Annotated in this window: 20 protein-coding genes; 7 read left to right on the forward strand and 13 right to left on the reverse strand. The window is 67.3% G+C overall.

The annotated features are described in order from the left end of the window. Positions 1-6 precede the first annotated feature (6 nt). Both ACJ7C5_RS03425 and ACJ7C5_RS03430 read left to right on the forward strand, forming a co-directional pair. Positions 7-951, forward strand: a complete 945-nt coding sequence (locus tag ACJ7C5_RS03425) for a LysR substrate-binding domain-containing protein (protein WP_412703055.1) — start codon at positions 7-9, stop codon at positions 949-951. 68 nt (positions 952-1,019) lie between these two features. Beyond that, positions 1,020-1,313, forward strand: coding sequence for a hypothetical protein (locus tag ACJ7C5_RS03430; protein WP_005415831.1), 294 nt, complete (start codon positions 1,020-1,022; stop codon positions 1,311-1,313). A gap of 31 nt (positions 1,314-1,344) precedes the next feature. Here the strand turns inward: ACJ7C5_RS03430 and ACJ7C5_RS03435 are convergent, their stop codons facing one another. Further along, a complete protein-coding gene (locus ACJ7C5_RS03435; RefSeq protein WP_412703056.1) occupies positions 1,345-2,160 on the reverse strand; it encodes a DUF4349 domain-containing protein in 816 nt (271 codons plus the stop codon). Continuing rightward, a complete protein-coding gene (locus ACJ7C5_RS03440) occupies positions 2,157-2,513 on the reverse strand; it encodes a GFA family protein (protein ID WP_412703057.1) in 357 nt (118 codons plus the stop codon). Before ACJ7C5_RS03440 ends, ACJ7C5_RS03435 begins: the two co-directional genes overlap by 4 nt. 112 nt (positions 2,514-2,625) lie before the next feature. Between ACJ7C5_RS03440 and ACJ7C5_RS03445 the strand changes: the two genes are divergently transcribed. Then, on the forward strand, positions 2,626-4,434 hold the full coding sequence (locus tag ACJ7C5_RS03445) for a DUF885 domain-containing protein (RefSeq protein ID WP_014036483.1): 1,809 nt from the start codon (positions 2,626-2,628) through the stop codon (positions 4,432-4,434). A gap of 141 nt (positions 4,435-4,575) precedes the next feature. Here ACJ7C5_RS03445 and agp read toward each other — a convergent pair whose 3' ends face one another. The 3 genes from agp to ACJ7C5_RS03460 form a co-directional block, all read right to left on the reverse strand. Beyond that, positions 4,576-5,799: a bifunctional glucose-1-phosphatase/inositol phosphatase gene (agp, locus tag ACJ7C5_RS03450; RefSeq protein WP_412703058.1), complete on the reverse strand. Its 1,224-nt coding sequence runs from the start codon at positions 5,797-5,799 to the stop codon at positions 4,576-4,578. Positions 5,800-5,887: 88 nt separating this feature from the next. Then, complete coding sequence (gene smrA / locus ACJ7C5_RS03455; RefSeq protein ID WP_412703059.1) at positions 5,888-7,720, reverse strand: multidrug efflux ABC transporter SmrA; 1,833 nt, start codon at positions 7,718-7,720, stop codon at positions 5,888-5,890. A 205-nt stretch (positions 7,721-7,925) separates the two neighbouring features. Next, positions 7,926-9,440: a serine hydrolase gene (locus tag ACJ7C5_RS03460; RefSeq protein WP_412703060.1), complete on the reverse strand. Its 1,515-nt coding sequence runs from the start codon at positions 9,438-9,440 to the stop codon at positions 7,926-7,928. A gap of 155 nt (positions 9,441-9,595) precedes the next feature. Here ACJ7C5_RS03460 and ACJ7C5_RS03465 point away from each other — a divergent pair, with 155 nt between their 5' ends. Genes ACJ7C5_RS03465 through ACJ7C5_RS03475 form a run of 3 tightly spaced genes read left to right on the forward strand, consistent with a single transcriptional unit; the run spans position 9,596 to position 11,848 of the window. Beyond that, on the forward strand, positions 9,596-10,039 hold the full coding sequence (locus ACJ7C5_RS03465; RefSeq protein WP_412703061.1) for a VOC family protein: 444 nt from the start codon (positions 9,596-9,598) through the stop codon (positions 10,037-10,039). Then, positions 10,036-10,866, forward strand: coding sequence for a DUF72 domain-containing protein (locus tag ACJ7C5_RS03470; protein WP_412703062.1), 831 nt, complete (start codon positions 10,036-10,038; stop codon positions 10,864-10,866). The genes ACJ7C5_RS03465 and ACJ7C5_RS03470 overlap by 4 nt, the downstream gene beginning before the upstream one ends. 34 nt (positions 10,867-10,900) lie before the next feature. Beyond that, the gene (locus tag ACJ7C5_RS03475; protein ID WP_049461762.1) at positions 10,901-11,848 is read left to right on the forward strand and encodes a DMT family transporter; all 948 of its coding nucleotides are present in this window, start codon (positions 10,901-10,903) and stop codon (positions 11,846-11,848) included. A gap of 30 nt (positions 11,849-11,878) precedes the next feature. Here the strand turns inward: ACJ7C5_RS03475 and ACJ7C5_RS03480 are convergent, their stop codons facing one another. From ACJ7C5_RS03480 to ACJ7C5_RS03505, 6 genes are all read right to left on the reverse strand, one after another. After that, positions 11,879-13,039 (reverse strand): AAA family ATPase, encoded by a 1,161-nt coding sequence (locus ACJ7C5_RS03480; RefSeq protein WP_412703063.1) that lies wholly within the window; start codon positions 13,037-13,039, stop codon positions 11,879-11,881. Positions 13,040-13,159: 120 nt separating this feature from the next. Further along, positions 13,160-14,230: a sensor domain-containing diguanylate cyclase gene (locus ACJ7C5_RS03485; protein ID WP_088025356.1), complete on the reverse strand. Its 1,071-nt coding sequence runs from the start codon at positions 14,228-14,230 to the stop codon at positions 13,160-13,162. Positions 14,231-14,374: 144 nt separating this feature from the next. Then, complete coding sequence (locus ACJ7C5_RS03490) at positions 14,375-15,097, reverse strand: pseudouridine synthase (RefSeq protein WP_005408708.1); 723 nt, start codon at positions 15,095-15,097, stop codon at positions 14,375-14,377. A gap of 34 nt (positions 15,098-15,131) precedes the next feature. Continuing rightward, complete coding sequence (locus ACJ7C5_RS03495) at positions 15,132-16,760, reverse strand: sensor domain-containing diguanylate cyclase (protein ID WP_412703064.1); 1,629 nt, start codon at positions 16,758-16,760, stop codon at positions 15,132-15,134. A gap of 146 nt (positions 16,761-16,906) precedes the next feature. Next, positions 16,907-19,288: a putative bifunctional diguanylate cyclase/phosphodiesterase gene (locus tag ACJ7C5_RS03500; protein WP_412703065.1), complete on the reverse strand. Its 2,382-nt coding sequence runs from the start codon at positions 19,286-19,288 to the stop codon at positions 16,907-16,909. 260 nt (positions 19,289-19,548) lie between these two features. After that, complete coding sequence (locus ACJ7C5_RS03505; RefSeq protein ID WP_097048345.1) at positions 19,549-21,495, reverse strand: DEAD/DEAH box helicase; 1,947 nt, start codon at positions 21,493-21,495, stop codon at positions 19,549-19,551. Positions 21,496-21,732: 237 nt separating this feature from the next. On the opposite strand from ACJ7C5_RS03505, the gene ACJ7C5_RS03510 reads away from it, so the two are divergent. Continuing rightward, positions 21,733-21,954, forward strand: a complete 222-nt coding sequence (locus ACJ7C5_RS03510; protein WP_014036469.1) for an RNA-binding S4 domain-containing protein — start codon at positions 21,733-21,735, stop codon at positions 21,952-21,954. A 25-nt stretch (positions 21,955-21,979) separates the two neighbouring features. On the opposite strand, the gene ubiM is transcribed toward ACJ7C5_RS03510, so the two are convergent. Beyond that, positions 21,980-23,158, reverse strand: a complete 1,179-nt coding sequence (gene ubiM, locus ACJ7C5_RS03515; RefSeq protein WP_412703066.1) for a 5-demethoxyubiquinol-8 5-hydroxylase UbiM — start codon at positions 23,156-23,158, stop codon at positions 21,980-21,982. A gap of 80 nt (positions 23,159-23,238) precedes the next feature. Next, positions 23,239-23,628: an MAPEG family protein gene (locus ACJ7C5_RS03520; RefSeq protein WP_412703067.1), complete on the reverse strand. Its 390-nt coding sequence runs from the start codon at positions 23,626-23,628 to the stop codon at positions 23,239-23,241. Positions 23,629-23,634: the final 6 nt, after the last annotated feature.

A 23,634-nucleotide genomic window follows, 5' to 3' on the forward strand; every position in this document is an offset into this window, starting at 1 on the left:
CTCAACATGCAGCTACGCCCTTCCCTGCTCCCCGCGCTGGCCGTGTTCGCGGTTGCCGCGCGTCACCAGAATTTCGCCCAGGCCGCGCAGGAGCTGCACCTCACCGCCAGCGCGGTCAGCCACCATGTGCGCCGGCTGGAGGAGGTGCTGGAAACCCGGCTGTTCCTGCGCCACGCCCGCGGCGTGCGTCTGACTGCCGAGGGCCGGCAGCTGGCCGACGCCGCCAGCGCCGCCTTCTCCGATGTCGCGGCCGTCGCCCATCACCTGCAGCCGGATGCCGGCAGCGTGCCGTTGCGGATCACCACGCTGCGCTCGCTTTCCTACTGCTGGCTGCTGCCGCGACTGCCACGCTTCACCCAGGCCCATCCGCACATCCGTATCGAGCTGCATACGGGCAGCGGGCTGGATCGCTACGACGACAACGGGCCGGAGGTCGGCATCCGCTATGGCCTGGGCCAGTGGCCCGGCCTGCGTGCACAGCACCTGATGGATGACTACCTGTTCCCGGTGGCCTCACCGGCGCTGGCCGGGGTCGAAGCACTGGTCGATCCGGCGCGCATCGCCGACCTGCCGCTGCTGACCGATCTGTCGCCACAGGGCTGGCGTGACTGGTTCCGTCATGCCGGTGTGCGCCCGCCCTCGCCGCTGCCGCCGATGCACACCTTCGCCGACAGTACCGATGCGATGCGTGCCGCGGTGTACGGCATGGGCGCGGTGCTGGCGCGCACGCACATCGCCCAGCCCTACCTGCAGCGCTACGAAGTGGTGCGCCTGCCCGGCCCGGCGCTGAAGGCGCGCTACGCGTATCACGTCGTACACGCCGAAGGGCAACTGCCGAGCCACGCCGCGCGCCTGTTCATCGACTGGTTGCTGGAGCAGGCGCAGGACGAACGCACGCCGATTCCCGCATTGCCGGAAAGCCTGCTCGGGCGCCCGGCCACGCACGGCTGACTGCGCCCTCACCCGCTCTTTGCTTCACGCTGGCTAGGCTGCAGGCAACCCCACACCGTATCGACGCCATGGCCATGCTGCGACTGCGCATCACCGGAACCGAAGACGACGCCCGCGCGATCAGCGACCTGCTGCTCGGCCTGGACGGCATCGAACATGTCGAGGAAACCGACGACCTGATGCCACACATGGACGACGACGATTCCAGCTCGGCCGGGCTGTCCGATGACATCGGCCCGGGCATCCACGAGCTGGAAGTGGAAGTCGGCAATGAAAGCACCGCGCAGAAGGTGCGCGACGCGGTGCAGGAACTGGCGCTGGAGCTGGATGTGTTCGTCGAGTACGAGACCGACGAGGGCTGATGCCGGCAGACTACCGGCATCAGCCTTCACCTCAGAGGTTGGGCGGTAGCTTGCGGCGGCGGCGACGCCACCATGCCCGCACACCCCAGGCTGCGATCAGGGCGAGCACCGCCACCGGCAGCAGCGCGGCCGCGGCGCGGATCAGGAACGCAATACTGGTGCTGAGGATGCTGCCCGATTCGCTCAGCGCCTCACCGATCTCGCTGCGGCTGCGCTGGCCCGAGGTCGTGTCGAAGTGGATCGTCACCAGCTGGGTATCGATGCGCCGGCGCTGCTGCGCGGCATCCTTGTTGGCCTGTTCGACACCCGCCTCGATCTCCGACAGCCGCGTGGTGATCGCCATCAGGTCTTCGATCTTCAGGTCCTTGCGGTCCTGGTAGGACAGCAGCCGCGCGTGTTCCTTCTCCAGCCGCGCCTTGGTCAGCGCGGTGTCGGCCACGGCCTGCGCAAGGTCCTCGGCACGCGTGTTGCGCGACTGCAGCTTGCCGCCCTCACCGGCCAACGCGATCAACGGCTCGGTGCCCTTCGGCGCGATGCGTACCTTGACCTCGCCGCTGGGCTGCTCGCCACTGCGCTGATCGACCTGCAGCACCGCGCAGTCACCGAACTTCGCGCTCTGGCAGGCCTGCGCCACCTGCTGGATGCGCGGTGCGATCTGCGCCGCTTCCAGCTGCACCTGCACATCGTGTTCGTAGGCGAGGAATGCGCCTTCCGGTGAAGCAACGGCTGCTTCGGCGGCAGTGGCGCCTGCATCGGCCGCCGCATCGCCGTGTTTGGCACAGGCTGCCAATGCAACCAGCAGCAACGGCATCGCCACCACGCGCGTCCACGCGTGCAGCGGCCTCACAGTGCCGCTCCGTCGTAGGACATGACGGCCAATGTGGCCAGATCCACCTGCGGTATGCAGCGCACGTTCACCGCCACCATCGGCGTGCCGGTGCGCGGGTCCACCGCTTCACTGTACGGCGCGACGCCACACTCGCGGCAGTGGTGATGATCGATGTGCGCCTTGTTGAAATGATAGGTGGCCACGTCCGCCGGATCGGTGGTCAGCTGGAACGCCTCGCGCGGCGCGAACCACAGCAGGCTGCCGCGGCGGCGGCACATCGAGCAGTTGCAGTCGATGACGTCGCTGATCGGCGTCTCGGCCTGTACGGTGAATGCGATCCTGCCGCAATGGCAGCTTCCCTGGTATTCCATGTCCTGCGCTCCGCTGGAGGGTCCCTGTCTGCGCCCATGGTAATCCTATGGCACGGGGACAAAGCAGCCCCGGGGGCCTATGCTCGGGGTTTGACCCTGTACAGGAACGCCGATGCGCCCGCATCTTCTTGCCCTCGCCCTGGTCGCCGCCCTGGCCGGTTGCCAGCCGGCCGACGCCCCGACCAACGGTTCCACCCCGGCCGCCAGCCAGCAGGCCGGTGACGCGGCGGTCGATGCCGCCTTCGCCGACCTGTCCAAGCGCGCCCTGGACACCTGGATGCAGCTTTCGCCGGTCAGCGCCACCCAGATCGGTGACCACCGCTACGACAGCGAGCTGGACGACCTGAGCGCCGCCGGCCAGCAGAAGACCGTGGCCGCCTACAAGGCATTGCTGGGCGAGCTGGACAAGATCGAGGTGGCCAAGCTGGGCCGCGAGAACCAGGTGGACGCAGCGATCCTGCGCAACCAGCTGCAGTCGGAAATCTGGAACGCCGAAGTGCTGCAGTCCGGCAAGTGGGATCCGCAGCTGTATAACGGCATTGCCGGCAGCGCGATCTACGGCCTGATGGCGCGCGAGTTCGCGCCGCTGCCGGAACGCCTGAAGTCGGCCACCGCGCGCATGGAAAAGCTGCCGGCGATCTTCGCCCAGGCCCGCGAGAACCTGGATCCGGCCCGCGTGCCGAAGATCCATGCCGAGACGGTGGCCAAGCAGAACAAGGGCATCCTCAGCATCGTCGATACCTTCATCACCCCGCACATCGGTGAACTGCCGCAGGCCGACCAGCAGCGCCTGCAGGCCGCCATCGACGGCCTGAAGAAAGCCGTGGACGAACAGCAGACCTGGCTGGACAAGACCCTGGTGCCGAATGCCAAGGGCGACTTCCGCATCGGTGCGGAAAAGTACGACCAGAAGCTGAAGTTCGCGCTGAGCTCCTCGCTGTCGCGCCAGGAGATCGGTGAGCGTGCACGCGCCGAACTCAAGCGCGTGCGCGAAGACATGTACGGCATCGCGCAGACCGTGCTGAAGGACAAGCCGGGTGCGCCGGAAATGCCGGCCCAGCCGACCGACGAGCAGCAGCAGAAGGCGATCGAGGCGGCACTGGAACTGGCCTACGCCGACAAGCCGGCACGCGACAAGGTGGTCGACGACGCCAAGGCCGCGCTGGAGCAGTCCACCGCGTTCGTGCGCGAGCACGACCTGGTGACCCTGCCCGATGCGCCGGTGGACATCATCCTGATGCCGGAATTCCAGCGTGGCGTGGCCGTGGCCTACTGCGATTCGCCGGGCCCGCTGGACAAGAACCTGAAGACCTTCTACGCCGTGTCGCCGATTCCGGACGACTGGAACGAGAAGCAGGTCGACTCGTTCCTGCGTGAATACAACTCGCGCATGATCCACCTGCTGAGCATCCACGAAGGCACCCCGGGCCACTACCTGGAAGGCTGGCACTCGGCCAAGTTCCCCTCCACCCTGCGTGCGGTGCTGCGTTCGGGCCTGTTCGCCGAAGGCTGGGCGGTCTACACCGAGCGCATGATGCAGGAGCAGGGTTACCTCAACAACGACCCGCTGTTCCACCTGGTGCAGCTGAAGTTCTACCTGCGCACGATCTCCAACGCGATCCTTGACCAGGGCGTGCACGTGGACAACTGGGATCGCGAGAAGGCGATGCACCTGATGACCCATGACGCCTTCCAGCAGGAAAGCGAAGCCGCCGGCAAGTGGGTGCGCGCGCAGCTGACGTCGGCGCAGCTGCCGACCTACTTCGTGGGTGCGCAGGAACACTTCGACACCCGCAAGGCGGTGCAGGAGAAGCTGGGCGACAAGTTCAACCTGAAGGCCTACCACGACCAGGTGCTGTCCTACGGCGCCCCGCCGGTGCGATTCGCACGCCAGCTGATGCTGGACCAGCCGATCGAGTGATCGCGCCGGTGTGACGTGAAACAGAACGGCCCGGGTAAACCCGGGCCGTTTTCTGTTCGGCGTCCCGGGATGGACCCATCCACGCATGGCGTGGATCTACTACCCGCCCGCCAGTAGATCCACGCCATGCGTGGATGGCATTCAATTCAGCGCGCGATGCAGCACGCGCTCGAACTGCACTTCACTGCAACCCGACGGCCCACAGCCCGGCAGCACCAGCTCCACCCGCCCCGGCGGCTGCGCGTCGGTCAAGGGGATCGCACCACGCAGCTGCTCGCGCGTGGGATAGACATACACCAACCGATAACGCACTTCACCAGCCCCACGGTCGCGCCAGCGCTCGAACTGCAGCAGGCCGCCAATCGGTGTCTTCTCGTACTGGCCCGGCAACGTGTAGTCCGTGATTCCCAACGCCGCCAGCACCGAACCGATATTAGAATCGTGACCGACCAACAGGCTCACCTTCGGCGATGCGGGATCTTCCAACAACGCATCCACGCGTGCCAGCAGCGGCGCGGCCACATCCCGCGCCACCTCCGGCGTTCCGAACAGGATGTCCTGGTAGCGGTTGCGGATCTGCGCCAGCGCGTGCCATTGCGCCTCGGTGGTCAACCGGCCCCAGCCTTCGCGGGGGATGCCACTGCCCTGGTAGTGCTCCATCAACAAGGCATCGACCAGCCCGCTGGCCAGGGCCAGTGATCCGGACGCACGAGGCTCCTTGCCCGGTTCCGCACTGAAGGTGGTATCGGCCAGCGCCAGATGGCAGTTGCTGCGGCCCGTACAGGCCGCCGACTGCGGGTAGAGGGTGATCCCCTCCACCACGGACAGTGCCGGTGCCAGATCGGATGCGGACAGCGCCTGCTGCATCACCGATACCGCACGTGTGCGGAACGCCGCATGGTCGCGGTGGATCACCGGGTCGAACAACGGATCCATCGTGCCCAGCGGCATGCGCTGTTCGACCGCAACATGACAGCCTGGGAAGGCACCGGCAACGAAGAACTGCGCGGTGGCCTGGGTACGCTGCAGGCTGTTGGCATGGGCGTGGAAGTCAGCCGGCTGCGGGCAACCCGAGGCCGGCAACAGCTGTGCCTGACGCAGCCACTGACCCATGTAGCGGCCCATGTAGACCTCCAGCACGCCGCCCTTGGTGGTCAGCTCGCCTGCGCCTACGTCCCAGTCTGGCCAGCGCTCCGGAGTGGCATTGGCCAGCGCGCCCGAGGCCACCACCGGCGCGCGCAGGTTGTGGCGGCTGAGCAGGACGACCTGCGCGAGCGTGTCGCCGTGCACGGGGGCTGGCGCGGCTGCCGCGGCTGAACTGACCAGGGCAAGCGCGAGCAGCAAAGGGCATAGCGGGTGGATCATGCGGGTCTCCGGAAACACACTGGGGTCAGAGCCCTTTCCTGCGGAAAGGAATCCGACCCCAAGGGATGCATCCACGCATGGCGTGGATCTACTGGTCGGCAGCCACGAAGCCACCGGTCTGCCGCGCCCACAACCGCGCGTACAGGCCACCGGCCGCAATCAATTCGGCATGGGTGCCGGTCTCGACGATGCGGCCCTGGTCCATCACCACCAACCGGTCCATGCGCGCGATGGTCGACAACCGGTGTGCGATCGCGATCACCGTCTTGCCGCCCATCAGCTGGTCGAGGCTGTCCTGGATCGCCGCTTCCACTTCCGAGTCCAGCGCCGAAGTCGCTTCGTCCAGCACCAGGATCGGTGCGTCCTTCAGCAGCACGCGGGCAATGGCGATGCGCTGGCGCTGGCCACCGGACAGCTTCACGCCACGCTCGCCGACATGTGCGTCGTAGCCACGACGGCCCTGCCCGTCCACCAGCGTATCAATGAAGGCCTCGGCACGTGCTTTGGCTACGGCTGCGCGCAGTTGCTCATCGGTCGCGTCGGGATGGCCGTACAACAGGTTGTCGCGGATCGAGCGATGCAGCAGCGAGGTGTCCTGGGTGACCACGCCGATCTGCTGGCGCAGGCTTTCCTGGGTGACGTAGGCAATGTCCTGGTCGTCGATCAGGATGCGGCCGCTCTCCAGGTCGTACAGGCGCAGCAGCACATTGACCAGGGTCGACTTGCCGGCACCCGAGGGACCGACCAGGCCGATCTTCTCGCCCGGCTTCACCACCAGGTCCAGGCCTGCGATCACGCCGCCCTTCTTGCCGTAGTGGAAATGGATGTCCTGGAAGTGCACGCCGCCACGGGTCACCAGCAACGGCACCGCATCCTCGCGGTCCTGCACCGTCAGCGGCTGGGCGATGGTGGTGATGCCATCCTGCACCGTGCCGATGTCCTCGAAGATGCCGTTGATGGTCCACATGATCCAGCCGGACATGTTGTGGATGCGGATCACCAGGCCCGTGGCCAGGGTGATCGCGCCGACGGTGATGTGCCCGCCGTTCCACAGCCACAGCGCCAGCCCGCAGGTACCGGCGATCAGGAAGCCGTTGACGATGGCGATGGTCAGGTCCATGCCGGTGGTCACCCGGGTCTGCGCGCGGTGCTTGACCGCCAGTTCCTGGATCGATTCGGCGACGTAGGCCTGCTCGCGTCCGCCATGGGCGAACAGCTTCAGCGTGGGAATGTTGGTGTAGCCATCGACGATGCGGCCCATCGCCTTGGAACGTGCCTCGGACGCAATCCAGGCCCGTTCCTTCGCGCGCGGCACGAAGTAGACCATGATCACCGCATAGGCCAGCAGCCACAGGATCAGCGGCACCATCAGCCGCCAGTCGGCCTGCGCGAACAGGTACAGCGCGGTGCCGGTGTAGACCACGATGTACCAGAGCGAGTCGACCATCTGCACGGCCGATTCACGCAGCGAGGTACCGGTCTGCATCACCCGGTTGGCGACGCTGCCGGCGAAGTCGTTCTGGAAGAAGCTCAGGCTCTGCCGCACCACGTAGTTGTGCATCAGCCAGCGCGAGCGGTTGCTCAGGCCGGGCACGATGGCCTGGTTGACCAGCAGGTTGTGCAGGCCGACCAGGATCGGCCGCGCGATGACCGTGATGAACAGCATCCAGCCCAGTTCATTGGCATGGCGCTTGAAGAAATCGGCCCCCGGCTGCTCGGCGACCATGTCGACGATGCGGCCCAGGTAATCGAACATCGCCACTTCCACCAGCGCCAGCAGCAGGCCGGCGATCAGAGTCGCCAGCAGCACCGGCCACACCGGGCGCAGGTAGTGCAGGTAGAACGGCAGCACCTTGCGCGGCGGCATGCGCCCGTCCACGGGCGGGAACACCGGAATCAGGGATTCAAACCAACGGAACATCGCACTCCCTCGCCTCTTGCAAGCGGCGAAGTATCCCACGCCGGATGTGTACGCCAGCCGATGATCGCCACCGTTCCGGTAGTGGCGGGGGGGGGGGCGGCCCCCCCCCCCCCCCCCCCCGGGGGGGGGGGGGGGGGGGCCCCCCCCCCCCCGCCCCCACGCAGCGGGATCGTCAAACGTCAGCGCCGGGCCACGCCCCGCGGCGTCATTTCACCGGGGTGAACAGCAGGTCCTGGAAATCGAAGCTGAAATCGGTCAGGTCGGAGATCGACTGCATGCGCACCTCGCGTACCTTTCCGTCCGGGTCCAGGCTGAAGTTCACGAACGCGTCGGCGTTGAGCGAACGGTCGTCCCAGCGCACGATGAAGGTGTCGTGCTGCCAGTGCTCCAGGCGTCCGCTCAGCTGTGCGGTTTTCATGAAACGCAGGCGAAGGCCCTTGCCCTCGGCACTGATCTGCATGTCGCCATACCAGCGGTCACGGAAGGTGCCGGTGTAGCCGGCCAGTGCCAGTGACGGCTTGCTGCCCTTGTCGCGCGCGCCCTGGTGCTTGGCCCAGGCCTCGTCGGCCTTGTCCTGGCCCTTGGCCACGGCCTTGGCATAGGCGTCCACCCAGTCGTGCTTCTCACCGCCCAGGTAAGCATCAAGCACGCTCAGGGTGATCGCATTGAACGCCGCGCCCACTTCCTGGTTGGTCAGTACCACCACGCCCAGCTTCTCGCCCGGCACCAGGGTCAGCCGCGAAACCATGCCCGGCCAGCCACCGGTGTGCCAGACCAGCTTCTGGCCACGGTAGTCGCTCAGGCTCCAGCCTTCGCCGTAGCCGGCAAAGTTGGCCCGCGCCGGTGCCAGCTCCGGCACGCTCGGCGCCGGGATCGACTGCGGCGTGATCATCCGCCACATCTGCTGCTGGCTCTTGTCGGTGAACAGCGCGGTGCCATCGGCCAGCTTGCCCGCAGCCAGCTGCACCTGCATCCAGCGCGCCATGTCGTGCGCACTGGAATAGATGCCACCGGCACCGGCATTGTTCGACCAGGTCAGCGGTGCAACGGTGCGCAGGTCCTTGAAATCGTACTTGGCGTGGCCGACCGCAGCCTTGTCGCCCGGCTTCAGGTGATCGGCGTTGTAGCGCGTGCCGGTCATGCCCACCTTGTCGAAGATGCGGGTCTGCAGGAACTGCTGGTAGCTCATACCGGAGACATGCTCGATCACCTGCTGGGCGACCGCGTACAGGATGTTGTCGTAGGCGTAGCTCTCGCGGAAGCCTCCTTTCAACGGCACTTTGCCCAGCCGCTGTACCACTTCGGCATTGCTATAGGAGGTGGTTGGCCAGAACAGCAGGTCACCGGCGCCCAGGCTCAGGCCACTGCGATGCGACAGCAGGTCGCGGATCGTCATCTGCCCGGTCACGAACGGGTCGGACATGCGGAACGACGGCAGGTGGTCGATCACCTTGTCGTCCATCTTCAGCTTGCCGTCCTCGGCCAGCAGGTTCAGCGAAGTGGCGGTGAACGCCTTGGTGTTGGAAGCGATGGCGAACAGCGTATCGGCCTGCACCGGCTCCGGCTTGCCCTGCTCGCGCACGCCCCAGCCGCGCTCCAGCACCACCTCGCCATCCTTGACCACCGCCACGGCAATGCCGGGCACGTCGAACTGCGCGCGCACGCGCTCGACGGTCGCATCCAGGTCCTGCAGCTGCGCGGGGGTGGCAGCGCTCGCCATGGTCGTGCACGCCAGCAGCACGGCTCCTCCAATCCAGGGTTTCATTCAGCACGATCTCCGAACAGGGGTGGCGGCCATGTGCAGGCCGTCACCGGGGTTTCGCGGGATGGTAACGGTCTGCAGCGCACCCTGCCCTGTGCCATAGGAGGGGTGTCATGGGCGGGAACGGGCAACCGAGCAACGGCTCCACCATCATTCCGTGCCTGCGCTATCGCGACGCGCAGGCCGCCATCGACTGGCTGCAGCGCGCCTTCGGCTTCCATGCCCAGGCCGTGTACGCCGATGGCGATACGGTGTTCCATGCGCAGCTCACCTTCGGCCACGGCATGATCATGCTTGGTTCGGTCAACAAGGACAGCGAATGGAACCAGCATGCAGTGATGCCTGACGAGGTCGGCGGACGCCAGACCCAGAGCGCCTGCGTGATCGTCACCGATGCCGATGCGCACTATGCCCGGGCCAAGGCCGCCGGCGCGCGCATCGTCATCGACATCGCCGACCAGGACTACGGCGGCCGTGGCTACGCCTGCGCCGACCCGGAAGGCTACCTGTGGTGGTTCGGCAGCTACGATCCGTGGCGCGCGGACCACGGCCAATGACCACAGCTGCCGGCCAGGCGGCCATCCGCTGCGGCATCGGTGGCTGGGTGTTTCCCGAATGGCGCGGCGGTGTGTTCTATCCAGCAGGCCTACCGCAGCGCGAGGAACTGGCCCATGCCAGCCGCGCCCTGCGCTGCATCGAAATCAACGGCACTTTCTACCGCACGCCCACCGCGGCGCAGTGTGCGCAGTGGGCCGCGCAGACGCCGGAAGGGTTCCGGTTTTCGATGAAGGCACCACGCTATCTGGTGCAGCGGCGCGACCTGTCCAGCACGGTGGAAGCGGCCGCGCCCTTCCTGCAGGCAGCACTCGCGCTCGGTGACCGGCTTGGCCCGTTGCTGTGGCAATTCGATCCACGCCATCCGGCCGATGCCGATGCATTGGGTGCCCTGATGGCGCGGCTGCCGAAACAATTGGACGGGGTGACGCTGCAGCATGCGCTGGAGGTCCGCAACGCCGAGGCACATGGCCCGGCACTGGTCGACGCCGCGCGCCGCCTCGGCGTGGCGCTGGTGATCGAGGACAGCGACGAGGCGCCTTTGCACGGCGATGTCAGTGCCGGCTTCGTCTACGCGCGGATCAAGCGCAGCCAGGCCCGCTTGAACGAGGGCCTGCCGGCGCCCGTGCAGCAGCGCTGGGCCGAACGCGCACGCCGCTGGTCCCGCGGCGAGCCGGTGGATGACCTGCCCTGCCTGGCCGGACCGGCCCCGGCCGAGCCACGCGAGGTCTACCTGCTGTGCATCGGTGCGGGCAAGGCGCGCAACCCGGCGGCAGCGATGGCCCTGCAGCGGCGGGTGGACACTTCCAGCAATCCCTCACGCGGATAGCGCTGCGGTCATCGGCTTGCCTCACAATAGGCGGATGAGCACACCCGACACCCGCAAAGCGCTGTGGCAGATCCACTTCTGTGTCCTGCTGTGGGGCGTCACCGCCATCCTCGGCAAGCTGATCACCCTGCCCGCGCTGCCGCTGGTGTGGTGGCGCATGCTGCTGGTGACGGCGATGCTGGCACTGCTGCCGCGAGTCTGGCGCGGACTGCGCACGCTGCCCTTGCGGCTGGTGGCAGGCTACGCCGGCATCGGCGCGCTGGTCGCCCTGCACTGGCTGACCTTCTACGGCGCGGTGAAGCTGGCCAACGCCTCGGTGGCCGCCACGTGCATTGCGCTGGCCCCGGTGTTCACCTCGATCATCGAACCCTGGGTGGCCAAGCGACCGTTCCAGCTGCGTGAACTGGCATTCGGCCTGGCGGTGCTGCCGGGCGTGGCACTGGTGGTCGGTGGCGTACCCGATGGCATGCGCCTGGGCGTGCTGATCGGTGCGATATCGGCGCTGCTGGTGGCGGTGTTCGGCTCGCTCAACAAGCGCATGGTCAGCCACGCCGACCCGCTCACGGTCACCGCGCTGGAGCTGGGTGCGGGCACCCTCACCCTGACCCTGCTGGCACCGCTGATGCCGTACCTGCTGCCTGCCCTGGCCAGCCCGCTGTGGGTGGTCCCGGACCTGCACGACGGCATCCTGCTGCTGGTGCTGGCCGGGTTCTGCACGCTGCTGCCGTTCGCGCTGGCGCTGGTCGCACTGCGCCACCTGAGCGCCTATACGGTGCAGCTGGTGACCAACCTGGAGCCGGTCTATGCGGTGGTGCTGGCGGTGGTGCTGCTGCGCGAACAGCACGAAGTCACCCCGTGGTTCTACCTGGGCGTGGCGATCATCGTCGGCGCGGTGTTCCTGCATCCGTTGTTGAACCGCCGCAAGCCGGTGCAGCATCCGGAGATTCTCGGTACGTCGGAAGCACGCAACATCGCCGATTGAGCGCATCCGCGCAGGGTGCGAATCGCCTTGTCAGCGCTGCGGCCAGTGCCATGCCGGTGCATCCAGCAGGCCCTGCCCGCTCAACAGCGTGCGGCCCTGTTCCTTGTGCAGGTGCAGCGAGTGGCAACCCGGTGCCTGTTCCAGTGCCGCGATCAGGCGGCTGGCATGTGAAACCACCCACACCTGGCTGCGCGCACTGGCCGCGATGATCAGCCGTGCCAGCGCCGGCAGCAGGTCAGGATGCAGGCTGGTCTCCGGTTCGTTGAGCACCAGCAGCGGCGGCGGGCGTGGCGTGTGCAGTGCCGCGGCCAGCAGCAGGAAGCGCAGTGTGCCGTCGGACAGTTCGGCCATCGATAACGGTCGCAGCAGGCCCGGCTGGTGGAAGCGCAGGGCCAGTCGACCGTCCAGGTCCTCGAAACCCACCGTGGCGCCGGGGAACGCATCATCAACGCTACGTGCCAACGCGACCGGATCTCCGATCTCGAGAATGGTCACCCAGGCCGCCGCCAGATCCCGGCCGTCGTGGTGCAGCACCGGCGTGCGCGTGGCCATCGCCGGTTGTCGCGCCGGGGCATCGGCGTCGCTGCGGAAATGGTCGTAGAAGCGCCAGCGACGGATGTACTCGCGCAGGGCGATGGTTTCCGGCATGCGCTGCGGATCGCCAACCTGGGTGAACAGGCTGTCGAACAGCGACAAGCGGTCATCCACGAGATCCCAGCCGCGCGCATGGCGTTGCCGTACCATCGCCCCGCGACGATCAACCAGCAGGTTGGCGCTGCGCAGGAACGGCCCGGCCCAGATCGCCTCGGCCTTGATCTGCGGATCCAGCGCAAACGCCGAACGGCTGGGTGGCGGGTAGCCCAGGTCGATGGCATAGCCAAGTTCGTCGGTGGTGAAGCCCAGCTTCAACCCCACCGACGCCTGTCGGGGCCCGCCCTGCAGCGGGATCTCGCCGGCCGCAACCCGGCGATCGATGGATTCGGGGCCAGCCCACAGCGCCGAACCGAGACCCCCTTCGCGGGCCAGCACCGCCGCGACGCCGCCCTGTGCGGTCTCCGCCAGCAGGCGTAGCGCGCGGTACAGGCTGGACTTGCCACTGCCGTTGTCACCGGTGACCACATTCAACGGCTGCAGCGGCAGTACCAGCCCGTGCAGCGAGCGATAGTGGGCGATGGCCAGGGTCTGCAGCATGGTTGTGTCCGTGGGAACAGGAACGGCATATTCGCCGGGCGCAATCGCACAGGCCGCGACACGGCGTTACCCCATCTGCAAAAGCATCCACGCATGGCGTGGATCTACTGCATGCAGGGCTCAGCCCGCCCGTTCCACCCGGTTGCGGCCATTGCCCTTGGCGCGGTACAGCGCCTTGTCGGCGCGCGCCAGCATGTCATCCACGCTTTCACCTGCCTGGTACTGGGCCACACCAATACTGATCGTGACCGGGAACCCCAAGGGCAGATCAGCCACGGCCAGGCGCAGGAACTCGCATTGCAGTTCGGCCGTGTGCAGATCAGTGCCCGGCATTACCGCCACGAACTCTTCGCCGCCATAGCGCGCCGCCATGCCACGGCCAGCGAAATGCGAGCGCAGCAGCACGCCCAGCTCGGCCAGCACCCGGTCGCCGGTGGCGTGGCCCTGGAAATCGTTGATGTGCTTGAAGTGGTCGATGTCCAGCAGGGCCACGCAGGCCACGCCCGGTTGCCCATCGATCTCCACCACCGCCTCTTCCAGTGCCGCCGCCATCGCGCGGCGGTTGGGCAGGCCGGTCAACGCATCGGTGCGGCTCTGCTCGGCCAGGTCGGCATTCTGCGCCAGCAGCACGTCCTGGTACTCCGACAGCAGGCGCTCGTAGTCATCGCGTTCCAGCATGTGCTTCTGGATGTCGAGCGCGAAACGGCGCAGCTCCATCACCAGCATCACCTGCCGTGAAAGTGCGGCCAGTGCCTCGGCCTTGTCGCTGGGCAGGTGCTGCGGATGTGCATCGAACACGCACAACGTGCCCAGAGGCAGGCCATCGGAACTGATCAATGGCGCACCGGCGTAGAAGCGGATGTGCGGGTCGCCGGTCACCACCGGGTTGTCGTGGAAGCGGATGTCCTGCAACGCGTCCTCGACCACCATGATTTCCTGCGGCTGCAGGATGGCATGGCCGCACATCGATTCGCTGCGCAGGTTCTCCGCCGCGTCGATGCCCTGGATCGACTTGAACCACTGCCGTTCGACGTCGATGAGGGTCACCGCCGCCATCGAGGTACCGCAGACCGCCTTGGCGATCGCCACCAGGTCGTCGAATGACTTTTCGCGTTGCGAATCAAGGATGCGGTAGCGGTACAGCGCCTCGAGCCGAAGGGCTTCATTGGCAGGCTTGTCGGGCTTGATCATGCAGCGTCACATTCCGGCAGGTCACTGCGGAGTCTAGCCGATGCCGGTGCGTAATCCGCACAACGGGTAGTGCCGGCCGCTGGCCGGCATCCCGCGCTCATTCGATGCCTGGTGCAGCCGGCCAGCGGCCGGCACTACCGCGCGTTACCAGTCCAGCTGCTTCGGCAGCAGGCCCTGCAGCTCCTGCTCGGTCAGGTTGCGCCACTGGCCCGGCTTCAGCGCGCCGATCTTGATGTTGTCGATGCGCACGCGGCGCAGCTGGGTTACGCGATAGCCGAATTCGGCGGCCATCAGGCGGATCTGCCGGTTCAGGCCCTGCTGCAGGGTGATGCGGAAACCGAACTTGGCGATGCGCGAGGTCTTGCACGGCAACGTCATCTGGTCGTGGATACGTACACCGCGCGCCATGCCGCGCAGGAACTCATCGGTAACCGGCTTGTTCACCGCCACCAGGTACTCCTTCTGGTGTCCGTTCTCGGCACGCAGGATCTGGTTGACGATGTCGCCGTTGCTGGTCATCAGGATCAGCCCCTCGGATTCCTTGTCCAGGCGGCCGATCGGGAAGATGCGCTGCTCGTGGCCGACGAAATCGACGATGTTGCCCTTGACCGACGTCTCGGTCGTGCAGGTGACGCCCACCGGCTTGTTCAGCGCGATGTAGACGTGACGACGGGCGCCGGGCTTGCGTGCCACGCGCGCGCGCAGCGGCTGGCCGTCGACCAGCACCTGGTCTTCCTCGCCCACCACCGCGCCGGTGCCGGCCGGGTGGCCGTTGACGGTGACGCGGCGCGCGGCGATCAGGCGATCGGCCTCGCGGCGGGAGCAGAAGCCGGTGTCGGCGATATGTTTGTTGAGTCGGGTGGTCATCGCCCTATTATCCGGCATCGCCGCCCGCAGCGCTTCATGCCAGGCCGGGCGGATCGAGCTCTTCGCCGTCGAACACCCGGTTCCGGCCGGCGCGCTTGGCCACGTACATGGCATGGTCGGCCCGCCGCAGCAGCCCGGCCAGGTCGTCCTCGCCCGGCCGCCACTGCGCCAGTCCGATGCTGGCGGTCACCTCCAGGCCCGGCACCTGCAGCGCCCGCCCGGCCTCGGTGATGCGCTGGCGCAGGCGGTCCAGCCGCGCCGACGCCGCCTCGCGCGGCATTCCCGGCATCAGCAGCAGGAACTCCTCGCCGCCCATCCGCACCACTTCGTCCTGGCTGCGCACCGCAGCGCGCAGCGCGCGTGCCACCGCCACCAGTACCTGATCACCTACGGCATGGCCGTGGCGGTCATTGATGTCCTTGAACAGGTCGATATCGAGGAAACCGATCACCAGCGGGCCGCGCTCACGGTCAACATGTGCCAGGTGACGGGCCAGCTGCTGCAGGCCGGCGCGGCGATTCGGCAGTCCGGTCAGGCCGTCGGTTTCGGCCAACTGGCGCAGTTCATCGCGCTGCTGGCGCAGCCGGCCCAGCCGCTGGTTCATGGCATAGGCGGCCATCATCAGCAGCCAGGTCACCGACAGCTGCAGTGCTTCAACCCGGTACTCCAACAGCCATTCCGCAAGGCTGGCATCGGCGATGATCAGGACCAGCATCGGTGCCAACGCGGCCAGCCCCGCCTGCGCCCAACGGTCGCCACGCCAGCGGGCCCATACGCCCATCAGCAATGCCAGGCCACATCCCAGCAGATAGGACGCCTGCAGGCCCTGCGCGACCCAGGCCAGCTGTTCCCAGCGCAGCCACGGCACCAGTACGGCCAGCGCCAGCAGCCCCCACAGCACGGTCGCCTGCAGCGGCCGCGACCGTGGCCATACGCGGTCACCGCCGTTCAGCCGCCACAGCGCCGGCAGTACCAGCGCCTGGGTGGCGGCCGTCAGCGAGAGCAGCCACCAGGCCCCACGCTCCCCCACCGGCAGCCACGGCTCCGGGTAGCCGCTGAGGCCACCGAGGATGGCCTGCCACAGCACCAGCACCGTGGTGCCGGCGACGTAGACCAGGAAGCTCCGATCGCGCGTGGTCAGGAAGGCCATCAACGCCGACAGCGCCAATGCGATCGCCACGGCGATGCAGGCGGCACGCATCAGCAGGCGGGCGGTGTCGTTCTGCTGCACCGGGCTGGGCGCGCCCAGCCGCAGGGTCGGTACCCAGCGCGCCTTCAGCGGCGTCTGCCAGGAAACCAGGAACGGCGCGTGGCTGCCCGCCGGCGGCACCGCAACCAGGCCGATGCCTGCGCGGAAGCGCGAGTCGCGGGTGCGGGCGTCGTGCATGTTGCCGCAGATTTCGCGGTCACCGTGCTGGACCCGCACTTCGCCGGCAAAGACATTGAACACGTCCAGCGCCTGTGGCTGGCCCGACCAGCCCTCCTGCGGAGCCGCTACCAGCACCTGCTGGCGGGAGCCGGACAGCATCTGCGGCGTGCATGCGCGATGTGGGGTCGGTTCATCGGTGGCGCCTCCCACCAGCAGATAATCGCGGCCCGACACGGCCACGGCGGCCTGGAGCGGCCACGGCGTCGCCAACCACGCCAGCAGTACGACCAGCACCGCTCCTGTTCCGTACTGCCACTGCCTGACGCCCACGCCACATCCTGTTCCTGCTTACGTCCGCGCCCACTGCGCGTCGCCCCTGGCGCGCATTATCGCAGCCGGGCGCGCCGCACATGTGTAGACCAAAGTCGCCGCCACGCCGTTCAGCCAGCCCCCGGTGGCCCCTTCACCGCGACCAGCCGCACCGGGCGCAGATCGGCCAGGGTCATCCGTTCCAGCGGCTGCGGCCGCTCGATCGCGTAGCCCTGCAGTCCCTGCACACCGAGCCGGGTCAGCGCACCCGCCACTTCGGCGGTTTCCACCCATTCGGCCACCACGTCCATCTGCAGCTCGCGCCCGAGCTCGCTGATCGCGCGCACGGTGGCGTGGCTGACCGGGTCGGTATCCATGTCACGCACGAAGGCACCGTCGATCTTCAGGATGTCCGCAGGCAACTGGCGCAGATAGCCGAACGAAGACAGGCCGGAGCCGAAGTCATCCAGTGCCATCCGGCAACCGCGTGCCTTCACTGCGTCGATGAACGCGCGGGCCTGGCTGAGGTTGCTGATCGCTGCGGTCTCGGTGATTTCGAAGCACAGCTTGGAGGCCAGTGCGCGGTTGCGCTCGAGCAGGTCACAGACGAAGGCAAGGAACCCGGGCTCTGCGATCGACTGCGCGGACACGTTGACGTTGCACAGGCCCAGCTGGCGCACGTGTGCCGGGCACACCTGCAGGTGGCGGAACAGCAGCCCGAGCACGTGCCGGTCCAGCGCCACCGCCATGCCATAGCGCTCCACCGCCGGCATGAACTGACCGGGCATATGCAGGCTGCCATCGGTACCGCGCATGCGCACCAGCACCTCGTAATGCAGGTAGGACGGATCACCCACGCGGGCGATGCGCTGTGCATACAGCACCATTCGATTCTCGGCCATTGCCAGGCTGACGCCCTGCAGGCGCTCGGCCTCCTGGCGCCGTTCCTCCAGTGCCATGCGGTTCTCGTTGAAGCAGTGCACGCGGTTGCGCCCGGCCTGCTTGGCCGCATAGCAGGCGCTGTCGGCGGCACTCATCAACCAGTTCACGTCCGGCGCATCGGCACTGACTTCGACCACGCCGATGCTGCAGCTCAGCTGCGGACTGCCCTCGCTGATCGGGAAGGTCGCCTGCCCCAGGTTGCGGATCACCCGCTGCAGCACCCGCTTGGCCTCGTCCTGCCCGGCATGGGCGAGGAACACGGCGAACTCGTCGGCGCCCAGCCGGCCGACCCAATCACCATCACGCACCGCCGCCACCAGATAGTCGGCGAAACTGCGCAGCATCTGATCACCGGCAGCATGGCCGAAACTGTCGTTGACCAGCTTGAAGTGGTCCAGGTTGATGTAACACAGCGCATGCGTGCCGCCGTCGCTGCGCACCTGCAGCAGCGAACGCTCCAGCAGCCGCTCGATCTCGCGACGGTTGATCAGGCCGGTCAGCGGATCGTGACTGGCGTGATGCTCGATCTCACGCGCCAATGCATGGTTCTGGCTAACATCCTCGATGATCGCAAACACCGACAGCCCACCACCGGCACTGCGCACGCCGGTACCGCTCCAGCGCCCCCAGACCAGGCTGCCATCGCGGCGGCAGAAGCGCAGCTCGCTCGGTCGCAGTTGCCGGTCCCAGTCGATGCGGCCGACGCCATCGATGACCAGTTCGCCTTCCATCAACAGATCGCCGAGCGACATCTGCAGCAGCACGTCGCGTCGGTAGTCGAGGATATCGGCCATCGCTTGGTTGGCTTCGATCACCTTGCCTTCGGTGTCGAGCTTGAGCATGCCGACATTGGCCTGGTAGAAGGCCGCACGGAAGCGGCTTTCATGCTCGGTCAGATCCTTGCCGACGCGACGCGCCAGCGCGACAGCCATCAGGCTGATCGCCAGCACCGACAGCCCACCGACCACCAGCGTGGCGATCCGTACCATCGTGGCCATCCGCAGCAACGCCTGCGAGAACGCCTGCGCCAGTACCTGCAGCCGACGATCAAGATCACGCAGTTGCTGCAGGTAGCGATCACGGACAGGCGCAGGCAAGGCGCCTTCGCCATGCCGCAGCTGCAGCTCATCGACCAGGCGCTGCACCGCCATCAGGTCACCATCGGTCTGCCGCCACAACGCAGTCGCCTCGCGGAACGCACCGATGTCACGTGCATGGCGGAAGGAGAACACCAGCCGTGGAATGTCGGCGCGCGCGTTGCCGCCCTGCAGGAAACCCTGCCTGGCTTTGGCTTCATCCGGCTCGGCCTGTTCCAGCGCCAACCGCGCCTGCAGATCGCCCAATGGCACCTGCAGGGCCTGGCGTGCGTCGTCCAGGTCCTGGGCATCACCGCGCGCCAGATAGCGGCTGAGTGCGGCGGTCGCATCCTGCTGACCACGTGACCAGTAGCCCTGGCCGGCAATCCAGGCGGTGGAGGCCGCCTGCAGTTCCTGGATCAAGGCGGACAGTGCGACCAGTCCAATCGCCATGCCCGTCAACAACGCAAATCGCAGTCCCAGGCCACGGGTCATCGGTACCCGCCGGCTCTGCTGGTCCGTGCCACTCCTACCCATCCCGGATCCCCCCGAATGTGATGCGGTGACAACCTCCTTTGGAGCCGGCTCAGCCTAGGACCGGCAATGTGTTGACCATGCGAAAAAGGGGACGGAGGGGATTAAGTCGTTTTTGGCATAAGCGCATGGCCTGCCGTATACGACTTAATCCCCTCCGTCCCCTTTTTCTGTACGCCAGCCCGGAGGCTGGCGTTGATCAGGACGGCTGCGGGCGCGGCTTAGAAGCTGCGCGGGCCGCGCGGCTTGAAGCCGTCACGACGCGGCGGGCGGCTGTCGCGGTCACCGCCGCGGTCGCCACCATGGCCACCCGGACCACCCGGGCCGCCACGACGCGGGCCACCCGGGCCGCCCGGGCCACGCTTGTCGAAGCGCGGCTTGAACGGACGCGGGGCCGGGTTGGTGTCTTCACCCGGAGCCAGCGCACGCATCTGCAGCTGCTGGCCAGACACCCAGACCTTCTGCAGGTGCGACAGCACGTCCGACGGCATCTGCGCCGGCAGATCCAGCAGCGAGAAGTCGTCGTGGATGTCGATGCGGCCGATGAAGCGGCTTTCCAGGCCGGCCTCGTTGGCAATGGCGCCGACGATGTTGGCCGGCTTCACGCCGTGCTGGTGGCCGACCGAAATGCGGTAGGTCTCCATGCCCTGCTCCGGCGCACCACGCGGCGGAACCTCACGGCGCGGACGCTGCTCGAAACCACCTTCGGCGTCGTCGCGACGCGGGCCACGCTCAAAGCGCGGACCACGCTCGTTGCGGTCGAAGCGATCACCGCGTTCCGGGCGGTCACCACGGTCGAAGCGTTCGCGCGGCGCGCGCTCTTCACGCGGGGCACGCACCGGCGGCTGCAGCAGGAACGGGGTGTCACCCTGCAGCATCTTGGCCAGCGCGGCAGCCACTTCAATGGCCGGCACGTTCTGCTCGCTCTCGAAGCGCTCCAGCAGCTGGCGGTAGAAGTCCAGGCCACCGGCGCCGAGGGTTTCGCTGATGCGCGAGGTGAACTTGTTGATGCGGGTGTCGTTGACCGCTTCCACGCTCGGCAGCTGCATCTCTTCGATAGGCTGACGGGTAGCGCGCTCGATCTGGCGCAGCATGCCCTTCTCGCGCGGGGTGGCGAACAGGATCGCCTCGCCGCTGCGGCCGGCACGACCGGTACGGCCGATGCGGTGCACGTAGCTTTCGGTGTCGTACGGGATGTCGTAGTTCAGCACGTGGCTGATGCGCTCCACGTCCAGGCCGCGGGCAGCCACGTCGGTGGCGACCAGGATGTCCAGCTTGCCTTCCTTCAGCATGGCGATGGTGCGCTCACGCTGGGCCTGCTGCATGTCACCGTTGATGGCGGCAGCGGCCAGGCCGCGGGCCTGCAGCTTGCTGGCCAGTTCTTCGGTGCCGGCCTTGGTGCGCGCGAAGATGATCATCGCGTCGAACGGCTCGACTTCCAGGATGCGGGTCAGCGCGTCCAGCTTGTGCATGCCACTTACCCACCAGTAACGCTGGCGGATGTTGGCCGAGGTGGTGGTCTTGGCTTGGATGGTGACCTCGACCGGATCCTGCAGGTAGGTCTGCGCGATGCGGCGGATCTGCGGCGGCATGGTCGCCGAGAACAGGGCCACCTGACGCTGCTCCGGCAGCTTCTTCAGCACGGCTTCGACGTCGTCGATGAAGCCCATGCGCAGCATTTCATCGGCTTCGTCCAGCACCAGCGTCTTCAGCTCGGACAGGTCCAGGGTGCTGCGGTCCAGGTGGTCGATCACGCGGCCGGGGGTACCGACCACGATGTGCACACCACGACGCAGCGCCGACAGCTGCTGGCCATACGGCTGGCCGCCGTACACCGGCAGCACGCGGAAGCCCGGGATCTTCGACGAATAGGACTGGAACGCCTCGGCAACCTGGATGGCCAGTTCGCGGGTCGGTGCCAGGATCAGGGCCTGCGGCTTGATCTGCTGCAGGTCGATGTTGGACAGTACCGGCAGAGCGAACGCTGCGGTCTTGCCGGTGCCGGTCTGGGCCTGGCCCAGCACGTCGCGGCCTTCCAGCATCGCCGGGATGGTGGCGGCCTGGATCGGCGACGGGGTTTCGTAGCCGATGGCGGTGACCGCCTGCATCACGGGCTCGGACAGGCCGAGCTGCGCAAACTGCAGCGGCGCTTGGGAATCTTGGGACATGGGGAACTCCGAAGGCACTGCCGTCTTCCTGGCAGTGCGATAAAAAAGGTGATGGTCCGCGCTTTGGGCGCCCTTCTTATCGCGTGCCCTGGCGCTGCTCGGTTGGAGGAGATTTCACTCGCTCAGAGCGGAATCATACCGCATTGATCCTGAACGAGGCGTACAGCTTTCCGTGCGCGTGCCGTCATGCCCCGCGCTGGCGCACAATACGCGCCCTCTTCCCAGGAACCCCGCTCCATGCAGATTCTCGAATTCGACCTCGACGGTGACTACGTCGAACTCAAGCAGCTGCTCAAGCTGGCCGACCTGGTCACCAGTGGCGGCGAGGCCAAGATGGTCATCAGCGAAGGCCAGGTACGGGTCGACGGCGAAGTCGAACTGCGCAAGGCCTGCAAGATCCGCGCAGGCCAGGTGGTCGAATTCGCCGACAGCCAGATCCGCGTGCTGGCTGCCGGCTGATCTGAACGGCCTGATCTGAACCGGTTCAGGCCACGCGCTGGGTCAGGTGCGAGGCGATCAGCTGCCTGAACGGTGCCACGCCCTGTGCCAGGCGCAGGCCCGCCGCGCGCAGCAGCCGCGCCGGGCGGCGATCGTCGGTATACAGGCTGGCGATCGCGTTGGTGGCCTCGTACAGCGGCCGCGATGCCAGCCGATGACCGCGCTGGTAGCTGGCCAGCAAGCCGGCCGCGGCAATGTCGGCACCACGTCGCTGCTGCGCGACGATGCCCTGTGCCAGCCGCTGTGCGCTGGCCAGTCCCAGATTGAAGCCATGCGCGGTGACCGGGTGCATGCCGACGGCGGCATCGCCGATCAGCGCCGAACGCTCACCGACGAAACGGTGCGCGTACACCCCCACCAGCGGATACGCCTGCGGCGTGGCCACCGGCTGCATCCGGCCAAGACGGTGTTCGAAGCAGGCACCGATGGCCTCACCGAAGGCCACCTCGTCCATCGCCAGCAGTTCTTCAATCTGCCGCGGTGGCAGCGTGATCACTGCTGATGCCTGGCCTTCGTTGAGCGGCAGCAACGCCATCGTGCGGCCGTAGCCGAACCATTCCCAGGCAGTGTGGTGATGATCACGCTCAACCTGCATGCGGCACACCAGCATCGACTTGCCGAAGTCGCGCATCTGCGCGCCGATGCCGAGCATGCGGCGGGTTGCGGAGAAGCGGCTGTCAGCGGCGACCAGCAAACGCGCATGAAGTTGGCTGCCGTCATCGAGTTTGACCACGTGGCCCTGCGCATCGGCCTGCACGCCCAGCACCTTGCGCCCGTCGAACAGCTCCAGGCCGTCCTGCCCCTGCACGGCATCCCACGCAGCGCGGCGGATCAGATGGTTGGGCACCAGCCAGCCCAGCGGCTGGCCGTCGACCTGGCTGCTGGCGAAGGTCAGCGCGAACGGCGAGCCGCCGTTCATCACCTTGGCATCGCGCAGCTCAGCGACTTCAGCCTGCGGCAGGCGCTGCCACAGCCCCAACTGCTCCATGCTCTGCCGTGAGGCATGGGTCAGCGCGATCTCGCGGCCATCGAAGGCGGCTTCGGCCAGGGCCTGGCGCGGTTGAACTTCGACCAGCCCGACCTGCAGGCCGCTGCCGGCCAGCGCGCGTGCGAAGCACAGACCCGCCGGTCCAGCACCGACCACCACCACGTCCATCCTGCGCATGCGCGCCTCCTGCCGTTGATTCAGTCCGCGCCAGCATAGCGCCACGCACCTGACCGGCCTTGATCTGGATCAGGCCCGGGTCACAACAACGCGAACACCAGCGCCAGGATCGACAACAGCGACACCGCCCAGACCAGGCTGCGCACGTAGGGCACGCCCGCGGCATACAGCGGCAGGTAGACCACGCGCGCCCAGAAGTAGGCCTGCACCGCCAGCGCCGTGGTGTCGTTGCCGCGCCCGGCCACCACCACCGCAATCGCGGCGGCGGCGAAGAACGGGAACGTCTCAAGGAAGTTGGCCTGCGCACGCTGCAGGCGACCGGCCAGCGGGCTGAGTGGCCTGGCTTCGCCATCACGCGCCGAGGCATTCCACTTCATCCCGCGCTCGCGGGTGACCACGGTGGAGGTAGCGAAGATGTAAACGAAGCCCAGCACGATCGACCAGGCCAGCATCGTCAGTTCAGTTGCCATCATTCA

The sequence above is a fragment of the Nocardiopsis yanglingensis genome (genome assembly GCF_045809185.1).
Lineage (GTDB): Bacteria > Pseudomonadota > Gammaproteobacteria > Xanthomonadales > Xanthomonadaceae > Stenotrophomonas > Stenotrophomonas yanglingensis.